At 60.6% G+C, this 18553-nt stretch carries 18 protein-coding genes and 1 pseudogene; 6 read left to right on the top strand and 13 right to left on the bottom strand.

Going from position 1 to position 18553, the window contains the following annotated elements:
• Positions 1–253: 253 nt before the first annotated feature.
• Positions 254–433, top strand: a pseudogene (locus KX928_RS24030) (IS6 family transposase); the annotation flags it as partial.
• A gap of 382 nt (positions 434–815) precedes the next feature.
• On the opposite strand, the gene lhpI reads toward KX928_RS24030, so the two are convergent.
• From lhpI to KX928_RS11540, 9 genes are all read right to left on the bottom strand, one after another.
• The gene (gene lhpI, locus KX928_RS11580; RefSeq protein ID WP_219502255.1) at positions 816–2513 is read right to left on the bottom strand and encodes a cis-3-hydroxy-L-proline dehydratase; all 1698 of its coding nucleotides are present in this window, start codon (positions 2511–2513) and stop codon (positions 816–818) included.
• Complete coding sequence (locus KX928_RS11575) at positions 2510–3451, bottom strand: ornithine cyclodeaminase family protein (protein WP_219502247.1); 942 nt, start codon at positions 3449–3451, stop codon at positions 2510–2512. The genes lhpI and KX928_RS11575 overlap by 4 nt, the downstream gene beginning before the upstream one ends.
• 59 nt (positions 3452–3510) lie before the next feature.
• Positions 3511–4197 (bottom strand): glutathione S-transferase family protein, encoded by a 687-nt coding sequence (locus tag KX928_RS11570; protein ID WP_219502246.1) that lies wholly within the window; start codon positions 4195–4197, stop codon positions 3511–3513.
• Between the two features lie 25 nt (positions 4198–4222).
• Entirely contained in the window at positions 4223–4960 is a 738-nt protein-coding gene (locus KX928_RS11565; RefSeq protein WP_219502245.1) for an amino acid ABC transporter ATP-binding protein, read from the bottom strand.
• Positions 4911–5624, bottom strand: coding sequence for an amino acid ABC transporter permease (locus KX928_RS11560; RefSeq protein WP_219502244.1), 714 nt, complete (start codon positions 5622–5624; stop codon positions 4911–4913). Before KX928_RS11560 ends, KX928_RS11565 begins: the two co-directional genes overlap by 50 nt.
• On the bottom strand, positions 5624–6301 hold the full coding sequence (locus KX928_RS11555; protein WP_219502243.1) for an amino acid ABC transporter permease: 678 nt from the start codon (positions 6299–6301) through the stop codon (positions 5624–5626). Before KX928_RS11555 ends, KX928_RS11560 begins: the two co-directional genes overlap by 1 nt.
• Positions 6302–6366: 65 nt before the next feature.
• On the bottom strand, positions 6367–7176 hold the full coding sequence (locus tag KX928_RS11550) for a transporter substrate-binding domain-containing protein (protein WP_219502241.1): 810 nt from the start codon (positions 7174–7176) through the stop codon (positions 6367–6369).
• A 150-nt stretch (positions 7177–7326) separates the two neighbouring features.
• Positions 7327–7941 (bottom strand): Rid family hydrolase, encoded by a 615-nt coding sequence (locus KX928_RS11545; protein ID WP_219502240.1) that lies wholly within the window; start codon positions 7939–7941, stop codon positions 7327–7329.
• Positions 7908–8234, bottom strand: a complete 327-nt coding sequence (locus KX928_RS11540) for an aldo/keto reductase (RefSeq protein ID WP_219502238.1) — start codon at positions 8232–8234, stop codon at positions 7908–7910. Before KX928_RS11540 ends, KX928_RS11545 begins: the two co-directional genes overlap by 34 nt.
• Positions 8235–8600: 366 nt before the next feature.
• On the opposite strand from KX928_RS11540, the gene KX928_RS11535 reads away from it, so the two are divergent.
• From KX928_RS11535 to gcvPB, 3 genes are all read left to right on the top strand, one after another.
• Positions 8601–9710 carry an ATP-NAD kinase family protein gene (locus KX928_RS11535; protein ID WP_219502237.1) on the top strand — a complete coding sequence of 370 codons (1110 nt, stop codon included), beginning with the start codon at positions 8601–8603 and terminating at the stop codon, positions 9708–9710.
• A gap of 74 nt (positions 9711–9784) precedes the next feature.
• The gene (gene gcvPA, locus KX928_RS11530) at positions 9785–11191 is read left to right on the top strand and encodes an aminomethyl-transferring glycine dehydrogenase subunit GcvPA (RefSeq protein WP_219502236.1); all 1407 of its coding nucleotides are present in this window, start codon (positions 9785–9787) and stop codon (positions 11189–11191) included.
• The gene (gcvPB, locus tag KX928_RS11525; protein WP_219502235.1) at positions 11188–12747 is read left to right on the top strand and encodes an aminomethyl-transferring glycine dehydrogenase subunit GcvPB; all 1560 of its coding nucleotides are present in this window, start codon (positions 11188–11190) and stop codon (positions 12745–12747) included. Before gcvPA ends, gcvPB begins: the two co-directional genes overlap by 4 nt.
• A gap of 18 nt (positions 12748–12765) precedes the next feature.
• On the opposite strand, the gene KX928_RS11520 is transcribed toward gcvPB, so the two are convergent.
• On the bottom strand, positions 12766–13902 hold the full coding sequence (locus tag KX928_RS11520; RefSeq protein WP_219502234.1) for an NAD(P)/FAD-dependent oxidoreductase: 1137 nt from the start codon (positions 13900–13902) through the stop codon (positions 12766–12768).
• A 29-nt stretch (positions 13903–13931) separates the two neighbouring features.
• On the opposite strand from KX928_RS11520, the gene KX928_RS11515 reads away from it, so the two are divergent.
• Positions 13932–14882 (top strand): dihydrodipicolinate synthase family protein, encoded by a 951-nt coding sequence (locus KX928_RS11515; RefSeq protein ID WP_219502233.1) that lies wholly within the window; start codon positions 13932–13934, stop codon positions 14880–14882.
• Positions 14883–14898: 16 nt separating this feature from the next.
• Here KX928_RS11515 and KX928_RS11510 read toward each other — a convergent pair whose 3' ends face one another.
• Both KX928_RS11510 and KX928_RS11505 read right to left on the bottom strand, forming a co-directional pair.
• On the bottom strand, positions 14899–15672 hold the full coding sequence (locus KX928_RS11510) for an SDR family NAD(P)-dependent oxidoreductase (RefSeq protein ID WP_219502232.1): 774 nt from the start codon (positions 15670–15672) through the stop codon (positions 14899–14901).
• Between the two features lie 3 nt (positions 15673–15675).
• Positions 15676–16776: an NADH:flavin oxidoreductase/NADH oxidase gene (locus KX928_RS11505; protein WP_219502231.1), complete on the bottom strand. Its 1101-nt coding sequence runs from the start codon at positions 16774–16776 to the stop codon at positions 15676–15678.
• A gap of 110 nt (positions 16777–16886) precedes the next feature.
• On the opposite strand from KX928_RS11505, the gene KX928_RS11500 reads away from it, so the two are divergent.
• The gene (locus KX928_RS11500; RefSeq protein WP_219502230.1) at positions 16887–17726 is read left to right on the top strand and encodes a sugar phosphate isomerase/epimerase family protein; all 840 of its coding nucleotides are present in this window, start codon (positions 16887–16889) and stop codon (positions 17724–17726) included.
• Here the strand turns inward: KX928_RS11500 and KX928_RS11495 are convergent.
• The gene (locus tag KX928_RS11495) at positions 17723–18481 is read right to left on the bottom strand and encodes an SDR family NAD(P)-dependent oxidoreductase (RefSeq protein WP_219502228.1); all 759 of its coding nucleotides are present in this window, start codon (positions 18479–18481) and stop codon (positions 17723–17725) included. The genes KX928_RS11500 and KX928_RS11495 overlap by 4 nt on opposite strands.
• Positions 18482–18553: the final 72 nt, after the last annotated feature.

Below are 18553 nucleotides of genomic sequence, written 5' to 3'. Positions count from 1 at the left end.
AATCATCCCCAGCACAATTCGATTCGTACGCTTTTGAACCAATTATAAATTGGTTCTGATTATAAGCGAGGGATTTGCTGAAACTTTTGTACAAATCCAGAGAACACTTCGACTTCGTCAGTAAGCTGCTAGAAATATGTGCGCTTCGAAATGCGAACTTCGTCGGGCATTCACTGCGTAGCGGAGTACCGCGCTCGGTACCGTCGAAACACGCTGGCTTGAGTAGATCAGGGCGATGTCGCTGCCTCGCTGGATAGCAAAACGCTCTCCGTTCCGTTGTTTCAGAGCAAGCCCCGAAACTGTTCGGCTGGCGGATACACTCTACGCTCGATTTCCCCTCCCACTCCGCAACGTGGAAGACTTTCTTCACGAATGCGGCATCGACGTCCGCCACGAAACTGTCCGGTTTTGGTGGAAACAGTTCGACCCGGTTGGCCGAGGTCTTTGTGAAATCAACGGTGCGACGCTATTATGGCGCCGTTATTCGTGAGGCTAGTCCACAAACGGGTCGATCCCACGGCACATCGGTGACGGCAAGTGTCGTTACCAGCTGAAGAGCCGCGATTTCGCCCAATTCAGAAGCTGAGATGGGCTTGCAGGACATCTCAACAGGCATCCATCAAGTGGCGGCTGACAACCTTAAAGGCCGACTGTACCGGGCGCGCAGATCGAAACAGCGCCCTGCCCTCACCGTTTGCTGAAATCAGCATCCCGGTACGGGTTCCGTGGCGCCAGCCGCGCCCCGTCGCCCGGGATACACTGAAAGCTGTCTTTTACGCGGCGATGGACACGGACCTTCTCGCGAAGATGAGCTTCTAAGTCTTCAATAAGAGCCAGTCGGGAAGGCAGCCGGCAGCGGTGCCGGTGATCGCGGCATGCGCACAGTCCGCCAACCCCCCGAACCGCACGCCACGACCTGTCAAACCTTTGGCGTAATGCGCATATTTTCCAGAGTTTGTCATGAGCACCTGTGCACCCGGTGGGAAAACCGGCTCCGTGATGGAGCACCAACAGATATCCGGGATGATCCGAACGCCCGCATCACGCAGGCGTTCCACGATACCCTCAGCACGGGCTGCGGCCAGCACGTCACGCCCGACCGTCACGATCGTGTCCGTGCTGCATGTGTGTCCTGCAATGAGATCGGCGAACGCCCGACACTCCGTCAACGAAGCGTGCGGGCTGCCGATTGCAACCAGATCGACCTGTGCGTCGGCAGCGTTGAAGTCGCGCCAGACCACGGCCAAATCAGTCGGCGTGATTTCGGACCGTTCGTGACCATCGCGCGGAGCAAGCGCGCCTTCGGGCGTGTGGCCCCGCAGATGGATCAGGGGGGCCGCTGACGTCGTCCCAAAGGCCGCACATAGGGCCTTCAGGTCATCCTCTGTTGGTTGGGCTTTTTTCAGGCCCGTAAGAACCGGAACCCCGCTAGGCGATCTCACCCCCGCCAGCCATCCCAGCATGGGCCATAGGGCATCATCATGGGTTTCAGGCAGCGTGACATCGATGACATGGTCGGGCACACGGTTCTCGTCCAGATAGACGCCCGTGTTGGGCGCACGTCCGGTCATGGCGATAAACAGATCGAGGTAATCGGGGTGTTTGACCGTGCGCGCGCCGATCACCGAATTTGCATAGATCACGGCGTTCGACTCGGACCAGCCGATCATTTCACCCAGCACCGGACCCTCGTCCAGCAGGTAGGGAGCACAGGTGAAAGTGGGCCGGGCTCCCATTTTGACGTAGGCGTCCGCAAGACGGCTGGCTTTTTTGCCAAAATCGGGCACGACATTCTGTGATTGCCAATTTTCCCGGTCGACGGAAATCGCATTGATTGTCGTTGGAATGCGGGTCCTGGCGCCCATCTGCTGCATCTTTTCGGCAAAATCCAGATTGGCATCATGGGCCAGAATGCATCCGTCGATATGGCCGCGCCGCACATCGATCAGATCCTGCGCACCCTGGGCGGCGGCCATGAGGCACAGGACCGTCATCGCCACTTCAAGCGCCGCCCCCTCTTGCCCGTCGAGCATGCGCCGATCCATGTCATTCAACGCCAGCATGTCAGGGTGCAACTTGGCCAAGGAGATCGAACGGCCACCAAAGCGCAGTTCATCGCGTGTGATCGTCGCTCGGTCCGCGCCTGCCAGATCGTCATAGATCGCCCTTGTGCACCGCAGGACAACAACCCGGGCGTCAAAGAGCTGCTCTGCAATCATTGCGCCAAGCGTAAGGATGTTTTCCTCTTTGCGAAAAACCAGTGCCGCGGGGGCGTGCCCGTTGCGCGCAAGTTGAAGCAACACGCCGCTGCCGCTGCAGGAGCCACGAGACGTCGGCATAAGAACAATGCGCCCGGCAAGCGAGGCACCGTGATCGGGATGATGCGCGTCGATGATGACCCCGGTGTCAGGATCAACGCCGCCCCAAAAGCTGAGCCCTTCCTGGCAGGCAAGCACCTCCGCATCTGCCTGACCCGGCACCAGGGCCGTTGCGGTGGGTTTGTCTGATGTCATGCGCTGTCCCCAACCGCCTTTATGATGTAGTCGCCGATCATCAAATCAAGATGTGCGCCACCACCGTTCTTGAAGATGGTAATCTGATCATCGGAAGTACGGCCCGGATGGTCCCTGCCGATCAAATCATAGAACTCCGCTTTGACGTCCGCTTCGCTGATTACACCTGCCGCAAGCGGGATCGTCAATTCGCCAATGTGATGAAGGGTGGTGTCCCGGCTGTCCACAAATATCGCGCCTTTTGCCATCAGCGCATCATCCGCCTCGCGCATATCAGCCTTGAACGCACCGATCAGATCGACATGCGTGCCCGCAGATATCCATTCCCCCTTGATCACGGGCGTGCGCGCCATGGTCGCCGAACTGATGATGTCCGCAGCCGCGACAGATGACGCCAGATCATGCGCCACAACGATCTCCCTACCCGCATTGCAGAAATCATCCACGATCTGGTGCGCTTGTGCGGGCCGCCTTGCCCAGATCGCAATCTTTTCCACCCCCGGAAACACCTCGAGATAGGCCTGTACCAGAGCCCTTGCGATCACCCCTGCTCCCATTATCAGAACGCGTTTGCTCTCTGGGCGCGCCAGCAGTTTTGCCCCCAGAAGAGAGTCGCTGACCGTTTTGATCTTGGTCACGAGACGGCTGTCGATCATGGCCCGGAGGCGGCCATCATGGGGTTCAAAGACCATCATCGCGCCTTGCGTCGTTGGCAGGTCTCTGGTCGCGTTGTCCCGCATAACCGTGACGGCCTTGACCGAATACCCCAGCCCTTCGATGTAAGCGGCGCGGTTGAGCAAGGTGGCGTCCGACGGCCCGAGAAAGATATCAGCAACCTCGGCCCTGGGACGCAGATGCCCCTTGCGCAGGGCTTCGATGGCTTTCTCCCACGATATCAGACCGATGGCATCGTCGTGACTGATGTAGGTCTGTGTCATGGTCGCTCTCTTTTCATGGTCACACCCTAAAACCAGATGACGCGGGCCCCATCCTGTATTCAGACCACATCGGGGGCAAAGATCTGCGGGTAGAGATTGCGCATCGCCGTGTCGTCCATCTCGGTCTGAAAGACATGGGTTTCTGACAGCGCGTGGGCACGCGTGGCGGCGGGGCGTGCGTCCAACTTGTCGAGAAGGCGCTTGATGTTCGTGAAACGCTCGAACGCATCCGGTTCTTCAAGAACGAAGGGAATACGCGGCGCCCACCCCCAGACGGCCATATCCACAATCGTATATGTGTCGCCCATCATGTACTGCCGCCCCTTGAGCCGGTCATCGATAATCTGCCAGTGGCGGTTGGTTTCAAAATGATACCGTTTGATCGCATAGGGCAGCTGCTCGGGCGCCATGTTGCGGAAGTGAAAAGCCTGCCCCGAGTACGGGCCGACACCTGTTGCAATGAACATCAGCCAGGACAGCATTTCCCCCCGCTGCGCGGCCGGAGGCAGAAACCTACCTGTCTTTTCAGCCAGATAAAGCAGGATGGCATTGCTGTCGAAAACGGTCGTCTCGCCATCTCTGATCGCCGGTACTTTTGCGTTGGGGTTGATGGCGCGGAAACCGTCGGTGTGCTGATCACCGCGTTTGGTGTCGATGGGTACGGGGCGATACTCCAGACCGCTTTCCTCAAGAAAAAGGCTGACCTTGAGCGGGTTGGGGGCTGCATTGAAGAAGAACTCGATCATGGCGATACCCTTTGGTGATGCAGGTTCAATGGCGCAGGATTTTCGAGAAGAAGTCGCGCGCACGGTCGGTCTTGGGCGTGTCAAACAGCTCGGCCGGGGTACCAGCCTCGATGATCTGACCTGCGTCCATAAAGACGACCTTGTCGGCCACCTCTCGCACAAAGGCCATCTCGTGGCTTACGATGACCATCGTCATCCCCTCGTCCGCCAGCTTGCGAATGGCGTCGAGAACCTCGTTCACCAGTTCCGGATCCAGCGCCGAGGTGACCTCATCCAGTAGCAGGATCTGCGGTTTGAGAGCGAGCGCGCGCGCCAGTGCCACGCGCTGTTGCTGGCCCCCCGAAAGCTGGTCGGAATAGGCCTCCGCCTTGTCCGACAGCCCGACAAGGCCAAGCAGCCTGCGCGCCTCCGACATCACCTCGGACTTGTCCCACTTCTTGATCTTGAGCGGGGCGAGCGTGAGGTTCTGCATCACGGTCATATTCTGGAACAGATTGTACTGCTGAAACACAACGGCCATGCGGTCCCGTGCCGCGCGCACTTCCTTGGCGGAGGAATAGTTCATCGTCTCCCCGGCGATATCGACCGCGCCGCCGGTGATCGGGGTCAGCCCCATCAGGGCGCGCAGGACCGTGGATTTGCCCGATCCCGATGGCCCGACAAGCGCCGCGATCTCGCCCTTCTCTATCGAGAAGGTGATCCCCTTGAGAACCTCAAGTGAACCATATTTTGCGCGTACGTCGTTGACCGCGAGGTGTGGCAAGGCGTTTCTCCAGATATTGGCCGAGCATGCTCAGCGGGAACGACATGAGGAAGTAGCAAAGGGCGATGGTTCCAAACACCAGAATGCCCGAATACCCCTGATTATTCAGCTCTTTACCCCGGAACGTTAATTCGAATACACCGACCTGGCTGACCAGCGCCGTATCCTTGATGAAACTGACGGCAAAGGCGATGGCAGGCGGCACGATGACGGGCCAGGCCTGCGGCAGAACAATGCGCAGGTTGGTCTGCAGCCGCGACAGGTTCATCGCCTCGGCAGCTTCGACCTGCGCCCGTGGCACGCTTTCGAGCCCACCGCGGATGATATCGGCCGTATAGGCCACGGCATAGAGACAAATCGCAATCACCGCGATGGTGAAAAGCGAAGCATTTGGCGTCACTGTCTGGATGAAAAACAACACCAGGTACACGACGACGATGAATGGAATACGGCGAAAAACCTCGACATAGAGGATGCAGATCAACCGCAAGGGCATCGCCCAAAGGCCCGGCGTCTGGCGCAGGTAGACCAGCACAAACGCCAGCCCAAAGCCGATCAGACAGCCCATCAGGGTCATTGCCAGCGTAAGGCCGGCAGATTCGAGCAGCAGGAGGAGATTGGGCCCCGAGAAAAAGCGCGGTATCTGGTCAAGGATACGCTCCATCAGAAAATCCTCGCTTTGACACGGAAGGCCCACCGTCCCAGCAGCGCCAGACCGATGGAGGCAACGAAGGTCAGCACGACATACATGCCAGCGACGACTGTAAAGTATTCAAGCCAGCGATAGTTGACACTGGACAGGTTGATCGCCTGACCGGTCAATTCGTCGACACCGATCAGCGCGCCGACGGATGTGCCCATCACCAGAACAACGATGAAGAAATTGGCAAGCGCGGGGTAAATCGATTTGGCGATATGCGGGATGATGATGTAGCGCACCTGCTGGATCAGCGACATGCCAAGCGTCTGGCCTGCTTCGATTTCGGTGATCCGCACCGACAGGAACCCCGCGCGCAAAATCAGCGTCAGGTAGGCTCCGGCGTTCAGCGTCAGCCCGATCAGAAGGCACGCCTCGTTCGACCAGCGCAGGCCCACTTCGGGCAGACCGAAGTAGAGAAAATAGATCTGGATCAACGCGGGTGTGTTGGTGATGAACACCACATAGGAATCCACCAGGAACCGAATGGCCCATGGCCCGTATGTCTTGAGTGCCGCACAGATCAGCCCGATGAGCGCCCCGCCTCCAAAGGCAATGCAGCCGAGCTGAAACGTCAGCCAGGCCCCCTCGAGCAGTGCCGGGAAATTGTCCCAGACGACGCCGAACTGAAAATTGTAATCCATATGGTTCTATGTGTGGATACGCCCCGGACTTCTGTCAGAAAACCGGGGCGTATCGCTTTACTCAATCAAAAATACGGAACAGGGTCGACGGTCCGCAGCATCGGCGCGCCGTAGTGCTTCTCCCAGGTTTCGTTGATCATGCCCGAAGAATGCAGATTGTAGAGCGCGATATTCAGCACTTCCGTCAGGTTTTCGTTGCCCTGGCTGACGCCGATGGCGCAATAGGCCACAAAGATCGGGTTCTCGACCACGCGCCACGCGACATCGGGGTAGTTTTCGGTGAAGGCCATGAAGAAATCGATGTTCTCCACAATGGCGTCCGCCCGTCCCTGCCCCACAAGGCGCACGGTGTCCGCGAGGGTATCGACCAGTTCAACCTCGACGTTCGGCATGTTCTCACCGATCCAGTCAACGGTCCAGTTGCCGCGCATGTTGGCCAGCGTCACGCCATCCTTGTCGAAATCCTGCCAGCTGTTTCCCTCGACCTTGTCGGTGGTCAGAACGGCCAGAACTTCGGTGTGCAGAGGCACTGTGTAGTCAATCAGTTTTGCGCGCTCGGTGTTGCGCGTCAGGGCACCCAACGAGATGTCGATACGGTCGGAGACGAGGAAGGGCACTCGCTGCGGTGTTTCTGTCGGCACCCATTCGACCTCGACGCCAATAGCGGCCGCCAATGCGTTGCCCACGTCGATGTCAAAGCCAACCCACTCCCCCGCATCGTTGCGCGTGCTCATGTTGGGGAAATTCGGGTTGATCCCGATACGCAGTTTGCCGTCTGATAGTATTTCATCAAGGCTCTTTGCGTCCGCACCGGTAAAGGTGGTAGCCGCCAGCGCAAGCGCCGCAATGCCCGCTAGGAACTTTCTTTTCATCATGTCTCGTAACTCCCGTGTTGGTTGGCCCACGTCAGGACTTTGGCCAAGAATTTGGGTCTTCGCCCGAATTGTGCGCAAAACGAACTTTTGTGCGCATTCAGCGTCGGCAAACTTTGTCCGTGTGTCAATAGCTGATGAGTCTTGGCGCGATTAACTTGGATCGACGTCGGCTTCGGCCTCGATTTCGACGGCATAGGGCCCGATCACCTGAACGCCGCCGATCAGCGTATTGGCCGGAAGACCCCCCCTGAAACAGCGGGCATGCACACGCGACACGGCCTGCCAGTTCCCGGCACCGCGCAGGTAGATGCGGGTGCGCACCACATCTTCGGTCGCGCGCCAAAGCGATCCCACCGCGGCCGGTATCTTGTCCAAGGTATACGCGGCCTGCCCTTTTACGTCTTCCGCGCACAGGGGGTTGCCATGGGGATCGGTGGCCGTCGTGCCGCTGACCCGGATAGAGGTCCCGGTGCGGTGTGCGCGCGCAAATCCCGCTTTTTCTTCATAGATAGATCCGCTCAGCGCGCGGGATTTCTTCGGGCGTGCGGGCGCGGAAATGACACCAAAAACCGGCGGCAAGGCATGCAGATGATCGCTCAGATCGCCCGACGCGGTCAGGCACGGTGGCTTGTGGTATTCGTCGCCGCAATCGCCGGGAACGCGGCCGAGCGTCTTTACCGCGGCCCTGATCGCGGCGCGATCTTCCGCGTCGAACTGCAGCGAAAGCGCGTTCAGGCTGTCGACACGGTGTTCGGCTTCGCCCAAACGCGCGCCAATGATTGTCGCGCGCGGCGTCGGTCGCGCAGGAAGAAACAAAACGGGTTTGAAGCTATTTCGATCCTGTCTTTGATCAGCATACGCAGATGGGAGGCGTCGAAATTCGCCGGCCCGATCTCACCGATCAGCCCCTCTTTGCGCAACCGCATCGGGTGTTCAAGCACATCGAGGTAGTCCTGCGACTGGTACTGCCACCAACGGAATTGCATCACGTCAACGCAGTCAATCTGCAGGCGTTCCAGCGCCGTCTCGACACCTTTGCGCACCACATCGGCCGTCATTTGTCCGGGGGGCGGACGTTACCTCGTCAGGATCGTGGGCGGCACCTCGCCCGCCTCGGTCATCGCCCTGCACACCATGCCCGCCACGATTTCTGAGCTGCCCTTGTGATCGGCCATGTCGAATCCGTCGAAACCGGAGCGGGCCTATTCCAGCAGCGCTTCGGCGGCATGATCCAGATCGCAGGGTTTGCCGTCCCTCGCCTGACCGGCCATGTGCCACAGACCCTAATCAGGCGACGGATTGGCACCTTGCGGCCAAGTGTGGTGTGGTCGGGGTGTCCCACACGCATTTCTTCTCCTTGCGGTTTTCGGCACCTGTTTTCAATTGCCGTTGCAAACGCAACTGCTAACGGGCCAAATACAGCGATGCGTATCGGACTGGTTGTCAATCCATTTGCGGGGCTTGGCGGGGCTGTCGGCCTCAAGGGCACAGACGGGCCGGGCACGGTGACCGAAGCGTTGCGACGCGGCGCGCAGGCCAAAGCGGGTGCGCGGGCGCGACTTGCCCTGAGCCGATTGGCAGACCGGGTGCCGGGGGCCGAAATCATTCTTGCCGCCGGATCCCTGGGCGAAGACTGGGCGCGCGGTCTCGACCTCGACACGGTGATCACGCCGGGCTCAAACCTCACAGGTACCGCCCGCGATACCAAGGCAGCAGTGCGTGCGATGGGCGCGCTTGACGTCATCGTCTTTGCCGGTGGCGATGGCACGGCGCGCGATGTGGCGAGTGTCGCAGAGGGTGCGGCTCTTCTTGGGATTCCATGCGGCGTCAAGATGCATTCAGGTGTCTTTGCGGTCTCACCACAGTCAGCGGGCGCAATGATGGCCGATCTGACCGCCTCGCCAGACCGGATAACCTGGGCTGACGACGCCGAGGTGATGGACATCGACGAGGAGGCGTTGCGGCGCGGCATTCTCGCGCCACGGCTTTACGGCTACGCCCGCGTTCCTGTCTCTTGTACGCTGATGCAGGCGGCCAAGGGCGGACCGCGACAGGACGCGGCCAGCGCTTTGTCGAGCGCTGCGCGAGGCATCGTAGACGGCATGGAGGACCGCACGCTTTACATCATCGGCCCGGGTACAAGCGCAGGGTCCGTCATGCGCGCAGCAGGTCACACTGCGACACCTTTGGGTGTGGACGCGTTGCTGAACCGCAAACGCGTGGCGCAGGACGCAGACGACGCAGCATTGTGCGCCCTGGCCGAGGGTCGGGACGTGCGTGTCGTTCTGGGTGTGACCGGGCAACAGGGCTTTCTGCTGGGCCGTGGCAATCAGCAGATCGGGCCGGCGCTCATTGCGAAAGCGGGGCGCGATGGCCTGATTATTCTGGCAACCGAGGATAAGCTGACCTCGCTGGCGCATCCGCGCTTGCTGATCGACACTGGAGACCCCGATCTGGATGCAGAACTGACGGGTTTCGTCCGCGTCGCAACAGGGGCCAACCGCGAGATGATGATGCGCATTGCTTCTGGTTGATTAGAGTTGTGCGATATGCGAACATTTGTGCACCAGCTACGGCTGACCGTTCGCCGACACCGAGGAGACCCATGATGACCGACACAACACGCGCACATCCGTGGATGGCAAATTCCGCCCCCGGCGCGATGCAGGCGATGCTGGACGAGATCGGTGCCACCTCCGCGGCAGAGGTTTTCGAGCAAATCCCACAGGATCATTTCCGCACAACCCCGCTGGATCTGCCGCCAACACTGTCTTCCGAAATCGAGCTGAAGCGGGATCTGGTCAGCAAGCTGAAGAAGAACGCGGATTGCGAAACCAATCTCAGCTTTTTGGGGGCCGGTGTCTGGCAGCATCACGTGCCCGCCATCGTCGACGAGATCGTCGGCCGAACAGAATTCGCCACGAACGTCTGGGGCAGTTACCAGTCCGATCACGGGCGCAATCAGGCCTGGTTCGAGTTTTCGTCGCAGCTTGGCGCGTTGCTGAATCTCGATGTCGTGCAACTGCCCGTCTACTCGTGGGGCTGTGCCATTGGGCATGCGGTCCGCATGGCGCAGCGCATCACGGGCCGCTCCAAGGTCATCGTCTCGCAACTGTCCGACCCGGAGCGGCTGTCGGTGCTCAAGACATATTGCCAGCCCTCGGCAATGGAGAGCCATATCGACGTGGTCATGGTGGCCGCAGACCCGACAACCGGGCGTATGGATCTGAATGACCTGCACGCCAAGCTCGGCAGCGATGTTGCCGCAGTCTACTTCGAGAACCCCGCCTATCTGGGCACCATCGAGACCGAAGCTGCGGAAATCGCACATCTGACACGCGCCGCAGGGGCGGAAACCATTGTCGGGGTCGATCCGGTATCGCTGGGCGTGATGACCGCGCCGGGCGACTACGGTGCGGATATCGTCACCGGACCAGTACAGCCCCTGGGCGTGCATATGCAGTGCGGCGGCGGCGTCGGCGGTTTCATCGCATCGCGCGACGAGGAAAAATACGTTCTGGAATATAACGGGTTTCTTGTTTCCATTGTCGAGACGCTGGAACCGGGTCAGGTGGGCTTTGGATTGGCCTGCCCGCATCAGAACTCCTATGGCTCACGCGAACACGGCAAGGACTGGACAGGCAATTCCACCTATCTCTGGGCGATCGCCGGCGCTGTTTACATGAGCCTTCTGGGTCCCGAGGGGTTTCGGGAACTTGGCAACCTGATCGTTTCCCGGGCGCGTTACGCCGCAAAATGCCTCTCCGAGGTTCCCGGCATAAAGATTGTCTGGCCGGATACGACATTCAAGGAGTTCGTGGTGAATTTCGACGGCACCGGCAAGACGGTGGCCGAGATCAACGATCTGCTGCGCGCGCAGGGGATTTTTGGCGGCAAGGACATCTCGGGCGAGGACAACGCGCTTGGTCAGTCCGCGCTTTACTGTGTGACCGAAGTGCACACGGCTGCCGACATCCGAACGCTTGCCGAGACGCTCAAGGAGGTTTTGTCATGACCCGCATTCCCGAATTCCGCGCCGCCAAGTGGAACGAACCTGTTGTGATGGAGATGGGTCGTCCCGGCGCACGCGGGCAACTCTTCCCCACACCAGAAGACGAAGTGAACGAGGCTGTCGGCACGGATCTGATCCCCGGCGGCATGGCGCGCAAGGATCGCCCGGAATTGCCCGAGATCACCGAGTTCGAAGCCCAGAGGCATTACCTCCACCTCAGCCAGATGACGCTGGGGATGATGGGCATCAGCCTCTTTGGCACCTGCACGATGAAGTACAACTCGAAGACCGCCGAATACGCGACGCTGCGCCCCGAACTGGCCGAAGTGCACCCCTATCAGCATCCCGATACCCTGCAGGGTGTGCTTGAGATCATTCACGACTTTGACAGTATCCTGCGCAGCCTGTCCGGCATGGATCAGTTCATATTCCAGGCGGGCGGCGGGGCGGATGCGGCCTACACCATGACAGCGGTCGCGCGGGCCTATTGGCAGGATCGCGGCATGCTGGGTCAGCGCACGGAGATGGTGACATCGGTTCAGGCACATCCGTGCAATCCGGCCACGGCGGCAGCGGCGGGCTTCAAGGTCGTGAACCTGCCACTGGAGGAAAACGGCTATCCCTCGCTTGACGCGCTCAAGGCCGCAGTCAGCGAAAAGACCGCGCTGATCATGATCAACAACCCCGACGACATGGGCATCTACAATCCCGAGATCAAGGAATGGGTCAAGGTCGCCAAAGAGGCTGGCGCGCTGTGTTTTTACGATCATGCCAACTTCAACGGTGTGATGGGCAAGCTGTCGGCGCGCGAGTTGGGCTTTGATGCCTGCATGTTCATGCTGCACAAAACCTTCGGCGCGCCCAAGGCGGGTGGCGGTCCGGCTGTGGGCGCTTACGGCTGTACCGACGCACTGGCCCCCTACCTGCCCTGCCCGGTCGTGGTGAAGGAGGGGGATCGCTACATCCTCGACGAGGACCGCCCGAAATCCGCGGGCAAGGTGCGCGAATTCTGGGGGAACGTGCCGCAGGTCGTAAAAGCCTATGCGTGGTCGCGCGCCATGGGGGCGGACGGCATCGAGCTGGCCTCGGACATCTCGGTTGTCGCGAATAACTACATGGACAAGAAACTGGGCGAGATACCGGGGCTGGAGATATCCAACCCGTCCCTCGACATTCACCGCATGGAAATGACACGCTGGTCACTCGGCCCCCTGACCGAAGAAACCGGGGTCAGCACTGTCGATTTTGCCAACCGCATGGCCGATTATGGCATCGACCCCTATTGGATGAGCCACGAGCCGTGGATTGTTGCCGAGCCCTTCACACCGGAGGCTGGCGAGTTGTGGTCCAAGGAGGATATCGACACCTGGATCGGGGTGATTGCGCAAATCGCCGAAGAGGCGCGTACAGATCCCGATATGGTCAAGACGGCGCCCCACAATCAGGCCATCGCGCAGGTCAGGGGCGATGCATTCGAAGACCCTGCCAGATGGGCGATGACATGGCGCGCGTACCAGCGCAAAATACGCGGTGCCTCCAAGGCAGAAGATGTGGCCTGAGCGATGGGCCGGGTGACGTCAGTCCGCCAGAACGGAAATCCCGGTGAGGTCGATGGCGGGGGCACGGCCCATCACCAGATCGGCAATCACGCGTGCGGTCATCGGACCGGCGGTGAAGCCAACCCATGGAAAGAGCGCGAGGTAAAAGCCAGGGATGTCTGGCGCTTCGCCAATGATCGGGCGCCAGTCAGGCGTGCCATTGACCCAGGCCGTCCAGCTTCGGATCGTGCGGGCCTGCGCCAGGCGCGGCACGACGCCTGCCGCCATCGCCATGTTACCGGCAAAGTTGACCGGGTTGGTTGCAAGCCCACCGTGGCTGCGCACATCCGCAGACCAGCCACCGCCAATGATGCACCCCCCATTCGCGGCCTGTTTCAGAGACAGTTTTCCAGCCGCCGAATAGACAAGGTGCGGGATCAGCGGGGCAATCGGCTCGGTCACCGTGACCTGCAGGGGAAAGCCGCCAATGTCGATCTGCATCCCCAGCATCGCGGCAATTTTGGCCGCTTTGGCACCCGCCGTGTTGACGACCTTATCCGCCTGCAACCTGCCCTGCGGGGTCGTCACGACAAATGCCCCGGCCCGGCCAGCAAGCCCTGTCACGGGCGCATTGCAGTGTACCGTCGCACCTTCGGCCTCGGCTGTGCGGGCAATGGCCGGCGTGGCACGCAGCGGATTGGCCTTGCCCTCGCCCGCGCAATACCCGCCTCCGATCGCCTTGTCGGAAAGATAGGGCGCAAGTGCCAGCAAAGCATCGCGATCCAGAATCTGCGTCTCGACACCGACGCTGGCCTCGATCCGGGCCTTCGCTTCGATCAACCGCATCTGGGCCGGGTCACGCGCGACGACGATGCCGCCGCCCAGCCTGACGTCGAGGTCTTCGCCCACCTCCTGCCCAAGATCCTGCCACATCCCAATCGATGCCTCCAGAAACCGCAATGTGGGGGCATAGGCGCGCGCCCAGCCTTCACCGTATTTTGCGAATTCGGGATACTGGATCTGCAAGTGCAACGACCCGGCGTTCGCCCCAGACGCCTGCGCGCCCAGATCGCCTGCCTCCAGCAAGGCCACACGCGCGCCTTCGCGCGCCAGATGCCATGCGGTCATGAGGCCGACGATACCCCCCCCAATCACCACGACATCCACGCGGGTCATGCCGCGCCTCTCTCGAAAAGGACCAAAGGATGAGACCCACCTATTCCGGCAGCCACACCGTTACCGTCACGCCGTTCACGCCGGGCGGCGCAGAGATTGATTACGAGGCCTGGGAGGGGTTCCTTGACTGGCAGGTCAGCTGCGGCGTGCCGGGGGTGATCATCCTTGGCACCACGGGCGAATTCCTGACCGTCAGCGATGCCGAACGCACCGCCTTTGTCAAACATACCGTTGATTATGTAAACGGACGGATGGTCGTCTGGGTCGGCACCATGAACGCCTACACGCCCAACGCGGTGCGGTATTCCAGGGAAGCCGAAGACCTCGGCGCCGACGGGCTGATGATCATTCCGCCCTATTACTACACACCGACCGAGGACGAGATTTTTGAATACTACCGCGCGATCTGCGAGGCGCAGGACCTGCAGATCATGCTCTACAACAATCCCTTCACATCGAACGTGGATATGTCCGCCAAGCTGGTCGGCCATCTGGCCAAAAGCTTTGAGCAAATCCGCTACATCAAGGAAGCCTCGCAACGCATTGAACGTATTCACGATATTCTCGTTGAAAGCGACGGCCATATGATACCCTGGGCCGGGCAACGTATTCTTGAGAGCTACAAGATGGGTGCAAAAGGCTATGTGAACCCTTATGGCAACTACATCCCGCGCGCCTCGGTCAAGTTTGTTGAATGGGCCGAACAGGAACGCTGGGACGACGTCTGGGCGGTTCAGTCCGTCATCACCAAGTTCGATGCCATCATTACGGACGGGCACCCGCTTTATGGTCACCAATGCTATTCCAAGGCGCTGGCGGCGGCGGCGGGGCATCCCCTCGGGGACGTGCGCGCGCCGATCACCACCTTTGAAAGCCTTGGTGCGGAAGGGCGCGACCGTGTGGCCAGGATGGTGCCTTTGATGCAGGAGCTCGACGCCATCGTCGATGAAATCGAGGCGCGCGCCGTGGCGGCCGAATAGGCTCATCTGCGCCGGCTCATCGGATATAGGCCGCGCCATTGAGGTCGATCGTGGCACCCGTGAGGTGCCGCGCCCGGCCCTCGGCAAGAAAGACGGCCATTTCCGCGATGTCCGATGGCGGCACCCATTCTCCCATCGGCAGGGTTGCGGTCACCGCATCCTCCCCGCCTGTTTTGGCGGCACTGTCGACAGACATCTGGGTGCGGACCACGCCCGGCGCGATGACGTACGCCAGAATACCGTGCGCGGCATAGTTCCGCGCCACGGTTTTGGTCGCCGCCGCGATGGCCGCTTTGGACGCGGCATAGGAGATTGCACCCGGGTTGGCCGTGCCGCGCGTCGTCACCCAGCTGCCAATGGCGATCACGGAACCGCCTGCCTCCGCGCTCAGCCAATCGCGCACCGCGTGACGCAGTAAACGCGCGGGCGCATGCACATTGACGGCCATGGAGCGCGTCCACGCCTCATCCCACGCCTCAATCGAGTCTTCGATACCGCCGGATTGCCGCATGATTCCGGCATTGTTGACCAGCACGTCAATCTGACCGCCGGCCGCCACAACCGCCTCGTCCCAGAACGCGTCCACCGCGTCCATATCCGCAAAATCGGCCTGCAAGAGCGTCACCTGACCCGGCTTGGCACCGGCGGTCGCCGTCTCGACACCTGCACGGTCGCCGCCATAGTGGGCAAGGACAGTCGCGCCTGCGTCGATCATCGCGGCGGCGGTTGCGGCACCAATCCCTTTCGATGCCCCCGTTACGATCACGGTCTTTCCCGAGAGTGTGCCCATGCTTTATTTCCTCGATACAAACGGCGTTGCGCGCAGCTTTGGATTGCACCGCGCGTAAGGCGCCGGAAGGGCAATCTCTTCGTCCAGTGCAACGGCTGCTTTCCACGTCCACCGTGGATCCCATAACATACCACGGGCAAGCGCGACCATGTCCGCCTGCCCCGTGCGCAGGATCGTTTCGGCCTGAACAGGGTCCGTGATCTGCCCCACCGCCATCGTCGCCATCCCGCTCTCGGCCCGAATGCGGGCGGCGAAATAGACCTGATATCCCGGTCCGGCCACGATCTGCTGCGCCTGATCCAGGCCACCTGAGGAAACATCCACCATGTCGCAGCCCATATCCTTGAGCGCGCGGCAGAAAGCGATCGATTGGTCGATATCCCATCCGCCTTCAATCCAGTCCGTGGCGGAGAGGCGCACCATCACAGGCTTTTCCTTTGGAAACGCATCGCGCACCGCTTTGAAAACCTCAAGTGGATAGCGCATACGCCCCTCAAGGCCGCCGCCATATCCGTCGGTCCGCATATTGGTGAGCGGAGACAGGAACTGATGCAGCAGATATCCGTGTGCGACATGCACCTGAACGATGTCGAAACCGGCGCGATCCGCCCGACGCGTGGCCTGTACGAATGCCTGCTTGATACGGTCCATATCCGCGGCATCCATCGGGTCAGGAGCGGGCCATCCGGGAAGGTAGGGCACCGCTGACGGCGCCTGAGGGTGCCACGCCCCCTCCCCCTCGATCATGCCGCCGCCAAGCCATGGCTCGATTGTACTGCCTTTCCTGCCTGCGTGGCCCAGCTGGATGCCGACGGCCATCTCACCTGCGGATTTCATGAATGATACGATACGCTTAAAGGCGCTTTCCGTGGCATCATCATAGAGTCCGGTGCAGCCAAGCGTAATCCGCCCGTCAGGCTCGACACCGGTTGCCTCGGTAAAGATCAGGCCCGAACCGGAGAGGGCGAACTGCCCCAGATGCACCATGTGCCAGTCCTGTGGAACGCCGTTCACGGCTGAATACTGGCACATGGGAGCGACCGTGATCCTGTTGGGGATCGTCAGACCCCGCAGGGTGATCGGCGAAAAGAGCGTGCTGGCCATCTGGCCTCCTTCATTTCGGATTGCCCCACGAATTCGTGCGGTATAGAAACATTTGTGCGTAGATTGAACATGTCGGCCTTGTCTGACAAGTGGAAAGGGACCCCCATCACATGACCAAGCTTGAAGTCGCAGCCAGCACGTTTCCGTTTCTCTACTCTCACGATGGTCTGGGGGCGATGAAGCATCTTCGCAGCCTTGGCTATGATTTGTTCGAGTTGATGATCTTTCCGCCGCACTGCTGGCCGCGTGAATTGTCATCCGGGCGGCGACAGGACTACAAGGCCTGGTTGGACGGCGAAGGCCTGCGCATCTCTTCTTTCTGTTATCCGTTGCTGGACAACAACCCCAACGGTGTTGACAAGCTAATGCGGGAATACACGCTGGACCGCTACCGTGAAGCCATCGATTTTGCCGCCGAATTGTCCTGCCCCTACGTCGTCGCCATCCCGGGGCCGATCAATAGCCTGATCAACCCGCCGCACCAGTGGATGCTGGACTGGTTTGTCGAGGGCATGAAGGCGCTGGTTGAGCATGCGCAGGGCACTGGGGTCGAACTGCTGTTGGAAAACGTGCCGTTTACCTACCTGCCCACCGCACAGGATATGGTCGACACCGCCAACCTAATCGGCCCGGAGATCGGCATCAATTTCGACATCTGCAACAGTGCCTTTATCCAGGAAGACCCCGCCGCCGCGATCAGAATGATGGGCGACAAGCTCAAAAATGTGCACATTTCGGACACTGGCTACAAGGAATTCGTACATGCGCGTCTCGGCACAGGTGTTGTAGATCCCGGCCCGTCTTTCGAGGCACTTCAGGATATTGGCTACACGGGCGCGACGGTTCTCGAAATCATCACCGACGCGCTCCAGCCCGGCGCGGATCCCGACAGTGACATCAGGGCCAGCCACCAGATTCTGGCGGACGCAGGCTGGAATCCTTTACCCTAAACCAGCCCCGCTTCGACCGGCAGGATGGCACCGGTCATGCCCCCTGAAGCGTCGGACGCGAGAAAATGAGCCGCATTGGCCACCTCCTCGGGCGTGGCCGTGCGCCCGAGCGCGGTTTCCCCGGCCATGGCCTGAACAACCTCCTCCGGGCTTGGGCCTCCCGCCTCGTGACGGTTTTTGATGCGCCCCAGCAGGGCCTCTGTTGCGATCGGGCCAGGTGCCAGGGCGTTGACGCGGATGCGGCTAGGCCCCAGATCGAGGGCTGCCGCACGGGTGATCCCGATGGCTGCATGTTTCGACGCCGTGTAGAGAACCTGTTTTGCATGCGCCCGAAAGCCGTTGATCGACGCCATAACGACGATCGATGCGCATTCAGATTGCGCCATCACCCGTGCGAAGGCCCCGATACTTACGGCAACCCCCCAGGTGTTGATCGCCATCACACGCTGCCACTCTTCGCCGTCGACGTCTTGCAGGCCCCGCCACGGCGGCACAACACCGGCATTGGCAACGAGGATATCAACGGCATCAGGGCCGTCGGCGAGTGCCCCCAACCGGGTCTTGGCCTCAGGCATCCCAAGATCGCAGCCGAAAAAACCAAAATCCTGCGGCACCTGGTCCCGGGCCGCTTCCAGATCGACAATCGTAACCTTGGCCCCGGCTGCCGCCAGCCTTGTGGAAATCGCCCGCCCCAACCCCGACGCGCCCCCTGTCACAACCGCATGTCGGCCTGCGAGGTCTTGTGAGAATGCCATGATCTGTGTTCCTTCTTGCGGGGTGCGGCGTCTGGCGTGTATTCGTACTTTTGTTCGCCATGCGCACCATGG

The organism is Roseobacter insulae (assembly GCF_019375555.1).
Taxonomy (GTDB): Bacteria; Pseudomonadota; Alphaproteobacteria; order Rhodobacterales; family Rhodobacteraceae; genus Roseobacter; species Roseobacter insulae.
Note: the sequence above shows the minus strand (reverse complement) of the source record. Positions and strands in the feature narration are given on the sequence as shown.